Here is a 15308-nt window from a genome sequence, read left to right as displayed (position 1 = left end):
AAAAGCTGATGCTCTAGCCTATTATCAAGGAAAGAACGAATATAAGGTTGACCTTATAGAAGGACTGGAGGATGGCGAGATCACTTTCTGTGACCACAGCAGCTTTACCGATCTATGCCGTGGTGGGCATATTCCAAATACAGGAATTGTCAAAGCCGTAAAGATTCTAAACGTAGCTGGAGCCTATTTTAAAGGTGATGAAAACGAGAAGCAATTAACGCGGGTTTATGGGATTTCGTTTCCGAAGCAAAAAGAGCTCACTGCCTATTTAGAGCTTTTAGAAGAAGCTAAAAAACGAGACCACCGAAAGTTGGGTAAAGAATTAGAATTGTTCACTTTCTCACAACGTGTTGGACAAGGGCTTCCACTTTGGTTGCCTAAAGGGGCAGCATTACGAGAGCGCTTAGAAAGCTTCTTAAAGGCAGCACAGAAAAAAGCGGGTTACCAAACGGTGATGAGTCCGCACATTGGAAACAAAGACCTTTATGTGACTTCCGGTCACTTTGCAAAATACGGAGAGGACAGTTTTCAAACGATTCAAACTCCACACGAAGGCGAAGAATTCATGCTTAAACCTATGAATTGTCCTCACCATTGTGAAATGTATAAGGCAAAGCCGTGGTCTTATAAAGAACTACCTGTTCGTTATGCTGAATTTGGAACGGTTTACCGTTACGAACAAAGTGGTGAGCTACACGGTTTAACAAGAGTTCGTGGATTTACTCAAGACGATGCCCACATTTTCTGTACGCCAGACCAACTCAACGATGAGTTCATGAAGGTGATTGACCTGGTACTCTACGTATTTGGTTCTTTAGGATTTGAAGATTTCAAATCTCAGGTATCGATCCGTGATATGAGTAAGCCAGAAAAATACATCGGAGATCCTGAAGTTTGGGAAAAAGCGGAACAAGCCATCATCAATGCCGCCGAACAGAAAGGTTTGGATTATGTGGTTGAGGAAGGCGAGGCTGCATTTTACGGACCAAAACTTGACTTTATGGTTAAGGATGCCTTGGGACGCAGCTGGCAATTAGGAACAATCCAAGTAGATTACAATCTTCCAGAGCGGTTCGATCTTACGTATAAGGGCTCAGATAATGAGTCACACAGACCGGTTATGATTCACCGAGCTCCCTTTGGTTCATTGGAACGTTTCGTTGCGATCCTCTTAGAGCATACGGGTGGGAACTTCCCATTATGGCTTATGCCTGAGCAGGTTAGCATCCTGTCTTTGAGCGAGAAATACGAGAATTACGCGCAAAAAGTTTTAAATTTGTTAGAAAATAGCGAAATTCGCGCGCTCGTCGATAACCGAAACGAGACCATCGGAAGAAAAATCCGAGAGGCCGAAATGAAGAAGATCCCTTATATGATCATTGTTGGGGAGCAGGAAGAGAAAGATGGCACAATTGCTGTAAGGAAACACAGCGAGGGCGATATGGGAACCATGAAAGTGGAAGACTTTGCCGCCATTATTGAGAACGATATTAAGAGTACCATAAAAGAATTTAATGTTTAACAGCCCGTTTAGGGACAAATATTTTAAGTCATAGCAATACGAAGAAAAAGAGGAAGAAGAGGTCCGGCAAGGATCATAAAAGAAGATCAACACAGAATTAATGATAAGATTAAAGCTCCTGAGGTACGCCTTGTTGGAGATAATGTAGAAGTTGGTGTTTACCCCTTAGCCAAAGCAAAGCAAATCGCAGCCGATTTGGAATTGGACCTGGTAGAGATTTCGCCGAATGCGAAACCACCGGTATGTAAGGCCATCGATTACAAGAAGTTCGTTTACGAACAAAAGAAAAGAGAAAAGGCCTTAAAAGCCAAAGCGACCAAAGTAACGATCAAAGAGATCCGTTTTGGTCCTAACACAGACGATCACGATTACGAATTTAAAAAGAAGCACGCCGTTAAATTCTTGCAAGATGGTGCTAAGTTAAAAGCGTATGTATTCTTTAAAGGTCGATCGATCATCTATAAAGACCAAGGGCAGATTTTGCTACTGCGTTTGGCTCAAGAATTAGAAGAATACGGCAAGGTAGAACAAATGCCTAAGCTGGAAGGGAAGCGTATGATCATGTTCATCGCTCCTAAAAAGAAATAAAGAGAAAGCGAGATAATTATAAACCTTAGGAACAATGCCTAAACAAAAAACAAAATCCAGCGCCAAGAAGCGTTTTAAGCTGACTGGAACTGGTAAAATCAAAAGAAAGCACGCGTTTAAAAGTCACATCTTAACCAAGAAGTCTAAAAAACGTAAGCTAGCCTTGACGCACGACACTGTCGTACACAAAGCGGACGAGGACAATGTGAAACAAATGCTTCGAATGAAGTAATAACTTTCACCGGTTTAAACGAGTAATAACCCTGGAGTCAGGCCCAATAAAAGTATTCTTCACAGAATCGCCTGCTACAAAAAACAAGTAAATTATGCCAAGATCAGTAAATGCAGTTGCTTCAAGAGCCCGTAGAAAAAAGGTGATGAAGCACGCCAAAGGTTACTTTGGACGTCGTAAAAACGTTTGGACAGTAGCGAAAAACGCGGTTGAAAAAGCTATGCAATATAGCTACAGAGACCGTCGTGCTAAGAAAAGAACGTTTAGAGCTCTATGGATCACCCGTATTAATGCAGGTGCCCGTGAGCACGGTATGTCGTATTCTAAGTTTATGGGACATTTGAAAGCCAACAATATCGATTTGAACAGAAAAGTTCTTGCCGATTTGGCCATGAATCACCCAGAAGCTTTCAAAGCGATTGTCGATAAGATCAAGTAAGGGCTTTAGGCCTAATCAATAACATATTATTTCGCTTAAAAGCCCTGCTCCTTTGGAGTGGGGCTTTTAGTTTAAGTACGATTTTAGTTTTGAGGCGGGGCATTCCATGCCCTCCCCAGATTTAAATTAAGCATTTTCAAAGTGTGTTGTAGAAAGTCCAATTACGGATTTATCAATTGGTGTAATTCGCTAAATTCTTTATAGTTTTAACAAATACGCACAGCAGTATAAAAGCATCGCAATGTCAAACCTAAAAATGTACATCTTAGTCAAAGACAGTATCCCTGGTGGTAAAGCGGTTGTAGGAGTTGCGCATGCTAGCCTGGCCTGCTATCTCAAATTTGCAAATGACCACACTGTAAAACAATGGTTGGATGGCCCCTTCTACAAAACGGTTTGTTTGGTCAATGAAAAGGAATTTGAAAAGGCAAAATCAGAATCAGATCGGGTGGTGATGACAGAATCGACCTTAGACCATCAAGAAACGGTGATCGCATTTAAGCCTCGAGAAGAATATCCCAAGTACTTTAAGTTCTTTAGGTTGTACAAGTAGTTACTCTTTCATTATCAAGGCGCCAAGTGCCAAAGAAACTACTCCAAAGGCCAGGTGAATATACCAATCTCCAGCCATGGCATCAGCAATAATAAAGCCTACTAAAACAAAAGAAACGATTCCAAATAGAATAGCTAAGGAGGCTATATAAAAGAGGGTGCGTTGTTTTTTATCCATGATCGTGCTTTTGATCAAAGATACACTTTAAGTTTTTTGACGCTTCTTCTTTGCAGCCGGAAACAGAACGTTGTTGAGAATAAGTCTGTAACCTGGTGAGGTTGGATGCAAAGCGAGTTCTGTAGGTGCATCTCCTACTCTATGGGTGTAATCTTCCGGATCATGTCCGCCGTAAAAAGTAAAGAACCCTTTGCCTTTAATTCCATGGATATAACGCGCCTCACCATTGGTCTTGTTTTCACCCATAATTAAAACGTTGGCTTTAATCAGATCGCGATCATAAGAGGTAGTTTGCCCCATAAACCCTTTTACCAAAGCCGTATGGTTTTGAACCAACATGGTAGGGATAGGATCCCATTTAGCCGAGTAATCCATTAAAGTAAAGTAATCCGTCTCCTTGGGAATGGCTCGTTTACGTGTCATATCGATATCGGAGAACTCATATACATTTGGACTACGCTCCAAAATAAAGTCCTTAAAAGCGAAGGTGCGGGAATAATCAAGCTTGCTTTGATAGCCTCCTTCTGACGGATCGCCATCAAACATAGATTCACAAATATCTACACCCGCAGCAGATAAAGCGATATCAAAACTATCTGTAGCACTACACATGGCAAACATAAAACCACCTCCAACAACATAATCGCGTATTTTCAGCGCGACATCACGTTTGGACTCAGAAACCTTGCTATATCCCAGTTTAGCGGCTCGCTCCTCAGCAAGTCGTTTCTCTTCAATATACCAAGGCGCAGATCTAAAACTACGGTAGAACTTACCATATTGACCTGTGAAGTCCTCGTGGTGTAAGTGCAGCCAATCGTAAAGGATCAGTTGATCACTCAACACTTCTTCATCATAGATAACAGTATAAGGAATCTCTGCATAAGTCAAAACCATAGTTACTGCGTCATCCCACGGCTGATTCCCTTTAGGAGAATAAACGGCGATACGCGGTGCTTTTTCCAGTACAACCGCCTCCATATTCTGTGAAGGACTTGCGATCAAAGTAAGTATCTCTTCAGTCTTGGAATCTGAGAGTACTTCAAATTGTACACCTCGAATCTGACATTCTCTCCGGATCACCTCCGAGTCTGGAAGTAAAAAAGCTCCTCCTCGGTAGTTCAACAACCACTTCACTTTGAGGTCCTTTTCTAAGGTCCAATAGGTGATTCCGTAAGCTTTTAAATGCTCGGTTTGCCCCTCGGCATCCATAGGAATAAGGATGTAGGAAGCTTGAGCACTAAAGGCTCCGAGAAATAATATGATAAAGATCCATAATCGCATAAGGCTAAGATAACGACAAAAAGCGTTCCAAGCTTATCCTTTAATATAGATTTAGCAGCTGGGAAAAATTCCTAGAATGGAATATCGTCATCCGGAGGCGTTGCCGGGCCGTCAAAGGCGTCTTCTGCCGATGGGAAGCTGTCTGGCTTAAAGGTATCGTCATTGGCTGCAGCATTCATACGCGAGTGGAATTCAAATGGAGAATCAAAGGTCTCCAAATTCTCAAAACGACCCAGGTGTCCAACAAACTTTAATCGAATCTCATCCAAACCTCCATTACGGTGCTTGGCTACAATAAACTCAGCTTGACCTGCGGTAGGACTGCGCTCTTCATCATCCCATTCATCAATTTTGTAGTATTCCGGACGATAAATAAAGGAAACAATATCCGCATCCTGCTCAATCGCACCAGATTCACGAAGGTCGGAAAGCAATGGTCTTTTACTACCACCACGCGTTTCAACAGCACGCGATAGCTGAGACAGTGCGATGACGGGAACATTCAGTTCCTTAGCAAGCGCTTTAAGGTTACGAGAAATAGTAGAGATCTCCTGTTCACGGTTCCCTCCTTTTTGACTACCACCAGCGGTCATCAACTGCAAGTAATCGATAACCACCATCTGAATGTCGTGCTGAGATTTTAGACGTCTCGCCTTTGCACGAAGGTCAAAGATGGAAAGTGAAGGCGTATCATCAATAAATAAGGGTGCACGCTCTAAGTCTTTTACTTTCACGTTGAGCTGCTCCCACTCGTGTTGTTCTAAATTTCCAGTACGCAGCTTCTCTGAACTCAAACCAGTTTCTGATGAGATCAAACGGGTGATCAGCTGCACGGAAGACATCTCCAGTGAAAAGAACGCTACAGGAATGTTGTGTTCTACTGCCATGTTTCTAGCCATAGATAAGGTCAAGGCCGTTTTACCCATACCTGGACGTGCCGCAACGATAATCAAATCCGAAGGTTGCCAACCCGAAGTCAGCTTGTCCAATTGGGTAAATCCAGAAGGTATACCTGACAAACCTTCCTTGTTGGCAATTTCCTCAATGCGTTTCTTAGCTTGGATCACCAAGTTCTGAGCCGTTTCTGAAGAACGCTTAATGTTCCCTTGGGTGATCTCATACAGCTTGGATTCAGCAGTGTCCAAAAGGTCGAACACGTCCGTGGATTCGTCATAAGACTCCTCAATGATCTCGTTGGAAACCTTGATCAAACTGCGTTGAATAAACTTCTGCAAAATGATACGAGCGTGAAACTCGATATGAGCAGAAGAGGATACTTTTTGAGTGAGTTGAATGAGGTAAAATTCACCGCCAACCAAGTCGAGTTGCCCGTCTTTCTTGAGCTGAGCGGAAACGGTTAATAAGTCAACAGGTTGACTGTTTTCAAATAATTTGTGGATGGCCTCAAAAATGTGCTGATGTGCTTCTTTGTAAAAGGCATCGGCGTGGAGAATGTCAATAACCTCATCGACACCTTTTTTGTCGATCATCATCGCTCCCAACACAACTTCCTCTAAATCAGTAGCTTGAGGAGGTAATTTTCCTTTTTCCAAAGAAATTACCTGAGATTTCCGTTGTCCGTAGTTAGCGCGAGGTTGTAAATTTTCCATGAGGCGAATGTAAATAAATTGTTATCGGCAGCATGAAAAATAGCGCAGCCGATGTCCACCAGCTATTAACATTTTAACTGTTAAGAACTGCAGATTATTGTTGATAACCCTTGAAAAGTAAAAGGGATAAAATAGGGTGGTTCGTTAAGTCCTTATTTTAGGAGACTTATCCTTTAAAGACTCCCATTTCTGAATACTTATCCATGCGTTTTTCAACCAGCTCGGTTGGGGATAAGTTCTTGAGATCATCAAATGACTTTTCGATTTCCTTGGCTACTATAGTATAGATCCCTTCGCGGTCGCTATGCGCTCCTCCTAAAGGTTCTTTTACAATAGTATCGATCAGTTTGAGCTTCTTCATATCGGTAGCAGTAAGTTTAAGTGCTTCTGCCGCCTGCTCCTTGTATTCCCAGCTACGCCAAAGAATAGAAGAACAGCTCTCTGGAGAGATCACCGAATACCAAGTATTCTCTAACATCAATACGGAATCACCTACTCCAATACCTAAAGCTCCACCACTCGCTCCTTCTCCGATAATCACCACGATGATCGGCACTTTAAGGCGAGTCATTTCTAGGATATTTCTCGCAATGGCTTCTCCTTGACCGCGTTCTTCAGCTTCCAAACCAGGATAAGCTCCCGGAGTGTCAATTAAAGTTACCACTGGTACTCCAAACTTCTCGGCCATCTTCATAAGGCGCAAGGCTTTGCGATATCCTTCAGGATTCGCCATACCGAAGTTTCTGTATTGACGTGTTTTGGTGTTATATCCTTTTTGTTGTCCGATGAACATATACGATTGATCACCGATCTTACCCAAACCACCGATCATGGCCTTGTCATCCTTAACATTTCTGTCACCGTGTAGTTCCAAAAAAGAATCGCCACAAATAGCTTTGATATAATCCAGCGTATACGGACGATTAGGGTGTCTAGACAATTGGACGCGTTGCCAAGGGGTCAGGTTTTTATAAATATCCTTCTTGGTCTCCTTGAGTTTCTTCTCGATCTGCTTGCAGGTGTTGGTCACATCAACATCGCTCTCCTCGCCTATTTTACAGGCTTTCTCATACTGCTCCTGCAGTTCCTTAATCGGTAATTCAAAATCAAGATATTCCATGATTTAAGCTTCTGTTTTTTATGTGGGTGGTTAGCTCACAAATATAAGAACTTTGGGTTTATCCCGTAGTTTCGTTCTTGGTTTTTCTAGCCCGAGATAATTTGAGGATTCCATTGCCAATGACGGTCAATAAGATAAGTCCAGCGCCTAGGTAAAATTCGGTTTGCATATACTCCGCATCACCCAATATCCAAAGCCCTAAAAGGATGCCGTAAACGGGTTCCAAGTTAACAGTGAGCATCACTGTATACGCACTAAGCCAGCGCATTACGTGAACGGAAGCGACAAAGGCATAGGCCGTACAGACCGAGGCCAGTAACAACAAATAGCCCCAATCGCGAAGGGAAATAACAAAAAGATCCGCAGTGATTCCGCCGCTGATTCCTAAATAGATCAGAATAAAAACTGCTCCATAAGTCATCTCATATAAACCAATAGCTCCTGCTTGATACTCTTTGACCAATTGGGCATTGTAAATCGTAAAACAGGCCCCAAGAAATGAAGAGGCCAAAGCCAAAAGTATTCCTGTGGTATAGCTGGAATCCACATTAAAGATCAAGGCCAAGCCGCACATGGCTAGGAGTCCAAAGAACACCTCATAGATAATGAGCTTCCGCTTTAAAAAAAGCGGTTCTAAAAAGGCCGCAAAAAAAGCTCCCGTAGACATCACTGCCAAGGTCACGGAAACATTGGAGGCTTTGACAGCACCAAAAAATGCCAACCAATGCAAAGCAATGAGTCCGCCGGCAATAGCAAACTTGATTTGGATCTTTCGGGGAAAGCGCAAACGTTTCTTAGTAATGAACGCGAACAGGAGTAAGAAAACAGCGGCCAAACTCATTCTGTAAGCCACCAAGGGAATGGCATCTAAGGTGATCAAGGCACCGAGTACAGCGGTGAATCCCCAAATAAAAACAATAAGGTGTAAATGCAGGTATTGCAGCTTTTTAACGCTTGGCATTGTAAAGAAGGTAAACAGCCAAGCCAGCAAATACAATGTTTGGGAACCAAGTTGCTACTAAAGGAGAGAAATCACTTTGTTCGGCTAAGGTTCCAAAAATCTTGTCAAAGAACACGAACACCATTCCTAAACCAATACCAAAAGCGAGGTTTACTCCCATTCCTCCACGGCGCTTAATAGAAGATACGGCTACAGCGATAATGGTGAGGATATAGGCTGATATCGGTAAGCTCCAGCGTTTATTTCTCACGATCTCATAACGACTGATATAGGTCGAACCACGCTCTTTTTCTTTGGAAATGAATCGGTTGAGTTCGTTATAATTGAGCGTCTCTGCAATGTATTCCAGTGGGGTGAGGTCTTCCAAATCAAAGGAGAACACCGTATCCAACTTGTTCTTAATAATGAGTTGGTCCTCACGCTCTCCAACAATACGCTTGGTATAATTACTCAAGGTATAGGTGCTGTCCTCTTGATTGTATTTAATGCGATTGGCGCTGAGCTTATAGACCATTTTGTTGTCTACCACATGCTCTAAGGTAAAGTTGCGCCCCATCTGATTTTTAGGGTTGAAGTAACTTACGTAGATATAGTCGGTCTCGTTGATCTGACGATATACATTGGTCTGGTCCCGATCTTTCTTACCTCGTTTGAGATACTGATAAGTAAACTCATTAAAGCCCTTACTGGCCATAGGTGCGAGATACATTCCTAAAAACAGAGCTCCCATACAGACAATGGTTGCCCCGATCATATACGGTCTTAAAAATCGATAGAAAGAAACACCACTACTCAAAAAAGCGATTACCTCCGTTTTGTTCGCCATTTTAGAGGTGAACCAAATCACCGATAAAAACAAAAATAACGGGAACAGCAGGTTCGCAAAGTAGATGGTAAAATGCAGATAATAGAGCGCTACTTCTGAAAAAGGAACCTCATTGGCCAAGATCTTATCGATCTTTTCGGCCAAGTTCACCGTGATTCCAATCGGAATAAAAAGCAACAAGAGCATCAAGAAGGTGCCCAGGTACTTTTTAAGTATGTAACGATCTAGAATTGAAAGCATTGACTATAAACGTTTGTCCATTTGACGCACCATTTTATCCTTCCAAGACTTGAAAGTTCCAGCAATGATTTGCCTTCTGGCTTCACGGACCAACCACAAATAAAAGCCTAAATTATGAATCGTAGCGATTTGTTTCCCTAAAAGTTCGTTAACACTGAACAGGTGTTTCAGATAAGCTTTGGTGTATTGAGTATCCACGTAGGTGTGTCCCATAGGATCAATGACAGAAAAATCATCAGCCCATTTTGCATTTTTTATGTTGATGGTACCCTCTGAGGTAAAGAGCATTCCGTTACGGGCGTTGCGCGTTGGCATCACACAATCAAACATATCAACGCCCAAAGCGATATTCTCCAAAATATTAATTGGTGTTCCAACACCCATTAAGTAACGAGGTTTATCCCAAGGGAGCACTTCGGTGACTACTTCTGTCATGGCGTACATCTCCTCAGCAGGCTCTCCTACAGACAATCCTCCAATTGCATTTCCAACAGCTCCGGCGTTGGCAATATATTCTGCGGATTGTTTTCTTAAGTCCTTGTAAGTACTTCCTTGAACAATGGGGAAAAAGGCTTGTGCGTAATCGTAAGTGAACGGCAATTTGTCCAATTCAGCAATACAGCGATCCAACCAACGATGCGTCATATGCATGGAACGTTTGGCGTAGTTGTAATCACAAGGATAGGGTGTACATTCATCAAAGGCCATAATGATATCTGCCCCGATCACCCGTTGGATCTGCATGACGCGCTCTGGGGTAAACATATGATACGAACCATCGATATGCGATTGGAACTTGACTCCTTCTTCTTTGATCTTTCGGTTTCCAGAAAGCGAATACACCTGGTATCCACCACTGTCTGTCAAAATATTGCGGTCCCAATTCATGAATTTATGCAAACCTCCCGCCTTTTGTAGGATCTCTGTTTGCGGGCGCAAATACAAATGATAGGTATTGCCCAGAATGATGTCTGGATTGATGTCGTCTTTCAGTTCTCTTTGGTGAACTCCTTTTACCGTACCTGCAGTTCCTACAGGCATAAAAATTGGGGTTTCAATGGTCCCGTGATCGGTGGTGATAGTTCCGGCTCTCGCCTTACTTTGTGGATCGTTTGCTGTTAAGCTGAATTGCATAATCTATGGTCGCTTCCTCTGGGGCAAAGATAGCATCTTATGCTGTTTTTAAAGGGGAATCCTGCGCAATGTTAACTAATCCTTGGGAATCGTTGATAACTCGCTTGCTTCACCCTTTGCTCAAGGGGGTGAATAGTGTAATTTTACAGCTGAATTCAAACCATTTTTTATGCCAGATATCGCAGCTTTAGAAGACTTGGTAACGCAGGTCAGACGCGACATTTTAAGGCAAGTTCACAAGGTAAATTCGGGCCACCCAGGAGGTTCTTTGGGTTGTGCCGAATTTTTTGTGGCCTTGTTTCAAGTCATTATGGACCGCAAAGACGGGTTCCACATGGACGGAAAGGATGAAGACATCTTCTTCTTATCCAACGGACACATCTCCCCAGTATTTTACAGTGTACTTGCCCGTAGCGGTTATTTCCCTGTGGAAGAATTGAACACCTTTAGATTGATCGATTCTCGCTTACAAGGACACCCAACGACACATGAAGGACTTCCTGGAATCCGTGTAGCCTCTGGGTCTTTGGGTCAAGGAATCTCTGTAGCCGCTGGTGCCGCAGAAACTAAGAAACTCAACAATGATCCACATTTGGTTTACGCTCTTTGTGGAGACGGAGAACTTCAAGAAGGACAAAACTGGGAGGCCATAATGTATTGTTCCGCCAACAAAGTAGACAACCTAATTGTTACCGTAGACTTAAACGGGCAACAGATCGACGGTTCTACCGATGATGTACTTGACCTTGGAAACGTTCGCGGTAAGTTTGAGGCCTTTGGATGGATGGTACATGAAGTTGCCAAGGGTAATGATATGCAAGCAGTAATTGACGGTCTAAACCACGCTAAGAACATGAGTGGCCAAGGCAAGCCTGTTTGTGTACTATTACAAACCGTTATGGGTAATGGAGTAGACTTTATGATGCACACGCACGCATGGCACGGGAAAGCGCCTAATGATGAGCAACTGGCCATTGGCTTGGCACAGAACCCAGAAACTTTAGGGGATTACTAAAAGACAAGCAATGAAAACCTATACAGATACAGGAAAAAAAGATACACGCTCCGGATTTGGAGCAGGTTTGACTGCATTAGGTCAAACGAATCCCGATGTAGTGGCCCTTTGTGCTGACCTAACGGGATCACTTAAAATGGACGAATTCAAAGCAAATCACCCAGAACGCTTCTTCCAAGTTGGAATTGCAGAGGCCAATATGATGGGACTTGCAGCCGGAATGACCATTGGAGGTAAAATTCCTTTTACAGGAACCTTTGCTAATTTTTCGACAGGCCGTGTTTATGATCAGATCAGACAAAGTATTGCCTACTCTCACAAGAACGTAAAGATCTGTGCTTCTCACGCTGGGTTGACCTTGGGAGAAGACGGAGCTACTCACCAGATCTTGGAAGACATTGGGCTAATGAAAATGCTGCCTGGAATGACGGTGATCAACACCTGTGATTTCAACCAAACAAAAGCAGCAACCATGGCTATTGCACAACACCACGGACCTGTTTATTTGCGTTTTGGACGCCCAAAAGTGCCGAACTTCACTCCAGAAGATCAAAACTTTGAGATTGGGAAGGCCGTTCAATTGCAAGAGGGTACCGATGTGACTATCGTAGCAACAGGACACCTGGTTTGGGAAGCCTTAGAAGCAGCCAAAGCTTTGAATGAAGAAAGCATTAGCGCAGAGGTGATCAATATTCACACCATTAAACCATTAGATACCGATGCTATTGTAAAGTCTGTAAAGAAGACCGGATGCATCGTTACGGCAGAAGAACACAACTTCTTGGGAGGTTTGGGAGAATCTGTAGCCAGAGAGTTGGCGCTTCACCACCCTACTCCGCAAGAGTTTGTAGCTACCAATGACACCTTTGGTGAGTCCGGCACACCTGCACAATTGATGGATAAATACGGGTTGAATGCCGCCGCAATTGCTGCTAAAGCTAAAAAAGTTATGGGTCGTAAATAGTATTCCTAATCCTTAACGAATAAAAAATCCCGCACGAGGCGGGATTTTTTGTATGCTGTATTTAGAGAGGATTAGTCTGCATCGCGGTAGTCCGGAATACCGTCTCCATCCGTATCGGTAAGAATCACTGTTCCGTCATCGAGAATTTCGATCTCATCACGTGTAGGCACTCCGTCATTGTCGTCGTCAAAATCTGCGAAGTCAGGCACACCATCCTCATCGGTATCGTCATCGAGCTCGTTTCCGTTTCCGTTCAAGTCTTCATCAAGTGAAATGATCCCGTCTTGGTCGTGATCTGCAACAACCGCATCTAATACATTAAAAGTAAAGATCAATTGAGAATACAACGGAATCTGTGGACTCGGTGGTTGATTGAAATATGCAATTCCAGAAGGAATGAATAAAGCTCCTGAACCAAAGCCTTCAAAGCTCACTGTTCCATCAGGGTTTACAGTTTGAGCAGTTGCACCTTGGAATTCAACAAGGCCCTCTTGAAATCCGTCGATTACACCAGTAAGATCAAACCACACCGGGTTTGGTGATCCGTCAAACTGAGTTCCATTCAATAAGGTACCGCGGTAGGTCACCAAAGTAGAATCTACAAAGGTTGGGCTTGAACCCTCGCCTTGTAAAGCCTTAAGAATATAAAGGTTATAGGTTACATCCTCTTCATCTCTATCGGTCACCACCTTAGTTTCCACTTGATTGATCAATGGAATCTTATCAGCGTTGTCTCCAGCGATGGTATCAATTACTACTTCAAAATCAAAGCCAGTTGGAGGAGTTTCAAACTCTTCGTAGTTGTAAAAGTGCGTTTGTAGGTATTCCACCAACTCCGCTTCGGCATTTACTGCCTCTTCTCCACGGTCACGAGGCGGTATAGTCTCAAAACCGTTATCGTCATTTCCACAAGAGAAAATCCCTGCGATCATCAAGGCACTTAAAATGCCGTATACTAGTTTCTTTTTCAATGAAATCAATTTAGGTTTAGACAGCGCTAAACTGCCGTATTTACACCATTTTATGTCTTAAAAAGACGGGCGCAAGATACCATTTTTTATACTTTTGCTGTAAACATTAACGTTGATTTTAGAAGCTTTGTATGAGGGTTGACAAATATCTTTGGGCCACGCGTTACTTTAAAACACGCAATCAGGCAACCATTGCTTGTAAAAAAGGAGCCGTCAGAGTGAATAATGATGTGGTAAAGCCTGCTCGAGAAGTGTATCCGGGTGACGAACTCAAGGTTCGAAAGAATCAGGTGGATTATGTCCTCAAGGTATTGGATACGCCACCGAGTCGTGTGGGTGCCAAATTGGTTGATATGTATCGTCAGGACATTACCCCGAAAGCAGCTGTAGAGACCTTGGAAATGCTCAAATACTCCAAAGACTATTACCGCAAACGCGGAACAGGCCGCCCGACAAAAAAGGATCGTCGCGATCTGGAAGACTTCACAGATGAACAAGAGTGAGCAAAGTTTTGGTATCTTTGTTTAACAACAGTACAGCGCTATGGATACAATATTGAATCACCAAGAGGTTCAACACAAGATTCGCCGAATTGCCTATCAAATCTATGAAGCAAACGCTACCGAAAAGGAGATTGTTTTGGCCGGAATAGCTGGTGGCGGTTATACCCTAGCCCAGCGCTTGGCAGAAACGCTACAGGATATTGCTCCTATGCATTTTTCACTCTGTAAAGTAGAGATAGACAAAGCAGACCCAAGAGCACCGATTACTACAAGTATGCCTGCTGCTGATTATGAAAACAAAGCGGTTGTGCTAATAGATGATGTACTTAATTCAGGCACAACGTTAATCTACGGTGTGCGTCACTTTTTGGATGTTCCACTTTCGAGATTCAAAACTGCCGTACTGGTCAATAGGAATCATAAAAAATACCCCGTTAAAGCTGACTTTAAGGGAATTTCACTTTCTACTTCTTTAAATGAAAATGTGGCTGTGGTTTTTGAAAAAGACCAGGACCGTGTTTGCCTAGAATAATTGGGCAACGATAGTTTTTACGACTTCTTTTGCGGATTGTTCTGAGGTATCTATACGATGCTCCGCTTGCATATAATACGGGGAACGATCAAACAAATGCTTACGGACAAAATCCTTGAGATCCTCTTGATTTTCTAAATGTGCAATCAGAGGACGTTGGGCTCTTTCTGGCCAAAGTCTGCTGACCAAGGTATCCAAATGGGTCTTCAAATAAATAGTATGGACATCGGCCGCAACTAGGAGCTTATCCATATTCCCTGCATAGCAGGGCGTACCACCTCCAAGGGCAAGGACTTTTTTCTCAGGGGCTGAAAGTTGCTCCTCAAGTACCTGAGATTCCAAAATTCGAAACTTAATCTCCCCTTTTTCTTTAAAAAATTCAGGAATTGTTTGACCTGATTTTTCTTCTATCAGCGTATCAAGATCGTGATAAGGCCAGTTGAGAACTTCGGCTAATTTTTTACCGATCAGCGACTTACCGCTGCCCATATAACCCAACAAAACGATCATAATTAATGCTTTTAAATTTTGGCTGCTTCAAGGAAGCAATTGGCTTTCTTCTAAAACTCAAATTTAAATCAAAATAGCTTTGATAAATAAATAGAATGGTTTTATATTTGCACCCGCATTCAACAAA

General features: G+C 42.8%; 18 protein-coding genes (1 of these 18 running past the window's edge). 9 read left to right on the top strand and 9 right to left on the bottom strand.

Annotation, left to right across the window (positions count from 1 at the left end; genetic code table 11):
* The 5 genes from thrS to ACSLP7_RS02320 all read left to right on the top strand — a co-directional run.
* On the top strand, positions 1-1522 hold the 3' portion of the coding sequence (gene thrS / locus ACSLP7_RS02340) for a threonine--tRNA ligase (protein WP_291187699.1). Its footprint begins 425 nt before the window's first position; the window shows 1522 of its 1947 coding nt (coding positions 426-1947); the start codon falls outside the window, past its left edge; its stop codon occupies positions 1520-1522.
* Between the two features lie 75 nt (positions 1523-1597).
* A complete protein-coding gene (infC, locus tag ACSLP7_RS02335; RefSeq protein ID WP_435577843.1) occupies positions 1598-2110 on the top strand; it encodes a translation initiation factor IF-3 in 513 nt (170 codons plus the stop codon).
* 34 nt (positions 2111-2144) lie between these two features.
* The gene (gene rpmI / locus ACSLP7_RS02330; RefSeq protein ID WP_087524876.1) at positions 2145-2342 is read left to right on the top strand and encodes a 50S ribosomal protein L35; all 198 of its coding nucleotides are present in this window, start codon (positions 2145-2147) and stop codon (positions 2340-2342) included.
* Positions 2343-2436: 94 nt separating this feature from the next.
* Complete coding sequence (gene rplT, locus ACSLP7_RS02325) at positions 2437-2781, top strand: 50S ribosomal protein L20 (protein WP_272833429.1); 345 nt, start codon at positions 2437-2439, stop codon at positions 2779-2781.
* A gap of 241 nt (positions 2782-3022) precedes the next feature.
* Positions 3023-3334, top strand: a complete 312-nt coding sequence (locus ACSLP7_RS02320; protein WP_435577815.1) for a peptidyl-tRNA hydrolase — start codon at positions 3023-3025, stop codon at positions 3332-3334.
* Here ACSLP7_RS02320 and ACSLP7_RS02315 read toward each other — a convergent pair whose 3' ends face one another.
* The 7 genes from ACSLP7_RS02315 to tgt all read right to left on the bottom strand — a co-directional run bounded on the left by ACSLP7_RS02315 (position 3335) and on the right by tgt (position 10686).
* On the bottom strand, positions 3335-3511 hold the full coding sequence (locus tag ACSLP7_RS02315) for a hypothetical protein (protein ID WP_435577814.1): 177 nt from the start codon (positions 3509-3511) through the stop codon (positions 3335-3337).
* A 27-nt stretch (positions 3512-3538) separates the two neighbouring features.
* Positions 3539-4723 carry an asparagine synthetase B gene (locus ACSLP7_RS02310; RefSeq protein ID WP_435577842.1) on the bottom strand — a complete coding sequence of 395 codons (1185 nt, stop codon included), beginning with the start codon at positions 4721-4723 and terminating at the stop codon, positions 3539-3541.
* A 143-nt stretch (positions 4724-4866) separates the two neighbouring features.
* Positions 4867-6405 (bottom strand): replicative DNA helicase, encoded by a 1539-nt coding sequence (dnaB, locus tag ACSLP7_RS02305; protein ID WP_291187687.1) that lies wholly within the window; start codon positions 6403-6405, stop codon positions 4867-4869.
* Between the two features lie 166 nt (positions 6406-6571).
* The gene (locus tag ACSLP7_RS02300) at positions 6572-7525 is read right to left on the bottom strand and encodes an acetyl-CoA carboxylase carboxyltransferase subunit alpha (protein WP_435577813.1); all 954 of its coding nucleotides are present in this window, start codon (positions 7523-7525) and stop codon (positions 6572-6574) included.
* Positions 7526-7583: 58 nt separating this feature from the next.
* Complete coding sequence (locus tag ACSLP7_RS02295) at positions 7584-8486, bottom strand: DMT family transporter (protein WP_435577812.1); 903 nt, start codon at positions 8484-8486, stop codon at positions 7584-7586.
* Positions 8473-9552 carry an LptF/LptG family permease gene (locus ACSLP7_RS02290; protein ID WP_435577811.1) on the bottom strand — a complete coding sequence of 360 codons (1080 nt, stop codon included), beginning with the start codon at positions 9550-9552 and terminating at the stop codon, positions 8473-8475. Before ACSLP7_RS02290 ends, ACSLP7_RS02295 begins: the two co-directional genes overlap by 14 nt.
* Positions 9553-9555: 3 nt before the next feature.
* Complete coding sequence (tgt, locus tag ACSLP7_RS02285) at positions 9556-10686, bottom strand: tRNA guanosine(34) transglycosylase Tgt (RefSeq protein ID WP_435577810.1); 1131 nt, start codon at positions 10684-10686, stop codon at positions 9556-9558.
* A 169-nt stretch (positions 10687-10855) separates the two neighbouring features.
* Between tgt and ACSLP7_RS02280 the strand changes: the two genes are divergently transcribed.
* Both ACSLP7_RS02280 and ACSLP7_RS02275 read left to right on the top strand, forming a co-directional pair.
* Positions 10856-11701 (top strand): transketolase, encoded by an 846-nt coding sequence (locus ACSLP7_RS02280; protein ID WP_435577809.1) that lies wholly within the window; start codon positions 10856-10858, stop codon positions 11699-11701.
* A 10-nt stretch (positions 11702-11711) separates the two neighbouring features.
* On the top strand, positions 11712-12665 hold the full coding sequence (locus ACSLP7_RS02275; protein ID WP_435577808.1) for a transketolase family protein: 954 nt from the start codon (positions 11712-11714) through the stop codon (positions 12663-12665).
* A 71-nt stretch (positions 12666-12736) separates the two neighbouring features.
* On the opposite strand, the gene ACSLP7_RS02270 is transcribed toward ACSLP7_RS02275, so the two are convergent.
* Positions 12737-13636 (bottom strand): FKBP-type peptidyl-prolyl cis-trans isomerase, encoded by a 900-nt coding sequence (locus ACSLP7_RS02270; protein ID WP_435577807.1) that lies wholly within the window; start codon positions 13634-13636, stop codon positions 12737-12739.
* 131 nt (positions 13637-13767) lie between these two features.
* Here ACSLP7_RS02270 and ACSLP7_RS02265 point away from each other — a divergent pair, with 131 nt between their 5' ends.
* Both ACSLP7_RS02265 and ACSLP7_RS02260 read left to right on the top strand, forming a co-directional pair.
* Positions 13768-14139: an RNA-binding S4 domain-containing protein gene (locus ACSLP7_RS02265; protein WP_272833441.1), complete on the top strand. Its 372-nt coding sequence runs from the start codon at positions 13768-13770 to the stop codon at positions 14137-14139.
* A gap of 40 nt (positions 14140-14179) precedes the next feature.
* Positions 14180-14671, top strand: a complete 492-nt coding sequence (locus ACSLP7_RS02260; RefSeq protein ID WP_435577806.1) for a phosphoribosyltransferase family protein — start codon at positions 14180-14182, stop codon at positions 14669-14671.
* Here the strand turns inward: ACSLP7_RS02260 and ACSLP7_RS02255 are convergent.
* The gene (locus tag ACSLP7_RS02255; RefSeq protein WP_435577805.1) at positions 14663-15181 is read right to left on the bottom strand and encodes a shikimate kinase; all 519 of its coding nucleotides are present in this window, start codon (positions 15179-15181) and stop codon (positions 14663-14665) included. The two genes, ACSLP7_RS02260 and ACSLP7_RS02255, sit on opposite strands and share 9 nt — an antisense overlap.
* Positions 15182-15308 lie beyond the last annotated feature (127 nt).

Origin of the sequence: Gilvibacter sp. (assembly GCF_965601605.1) — a bacterium.
Classification (GTDB): Bacteria; Bacteroidota; Bacteroidia; order Flavobacteriales; family Flavobacteriaceae; genus Gilvibacter.
This window is presented reverse-complemented; position numbering and strand designations above follow the sequence as displayed.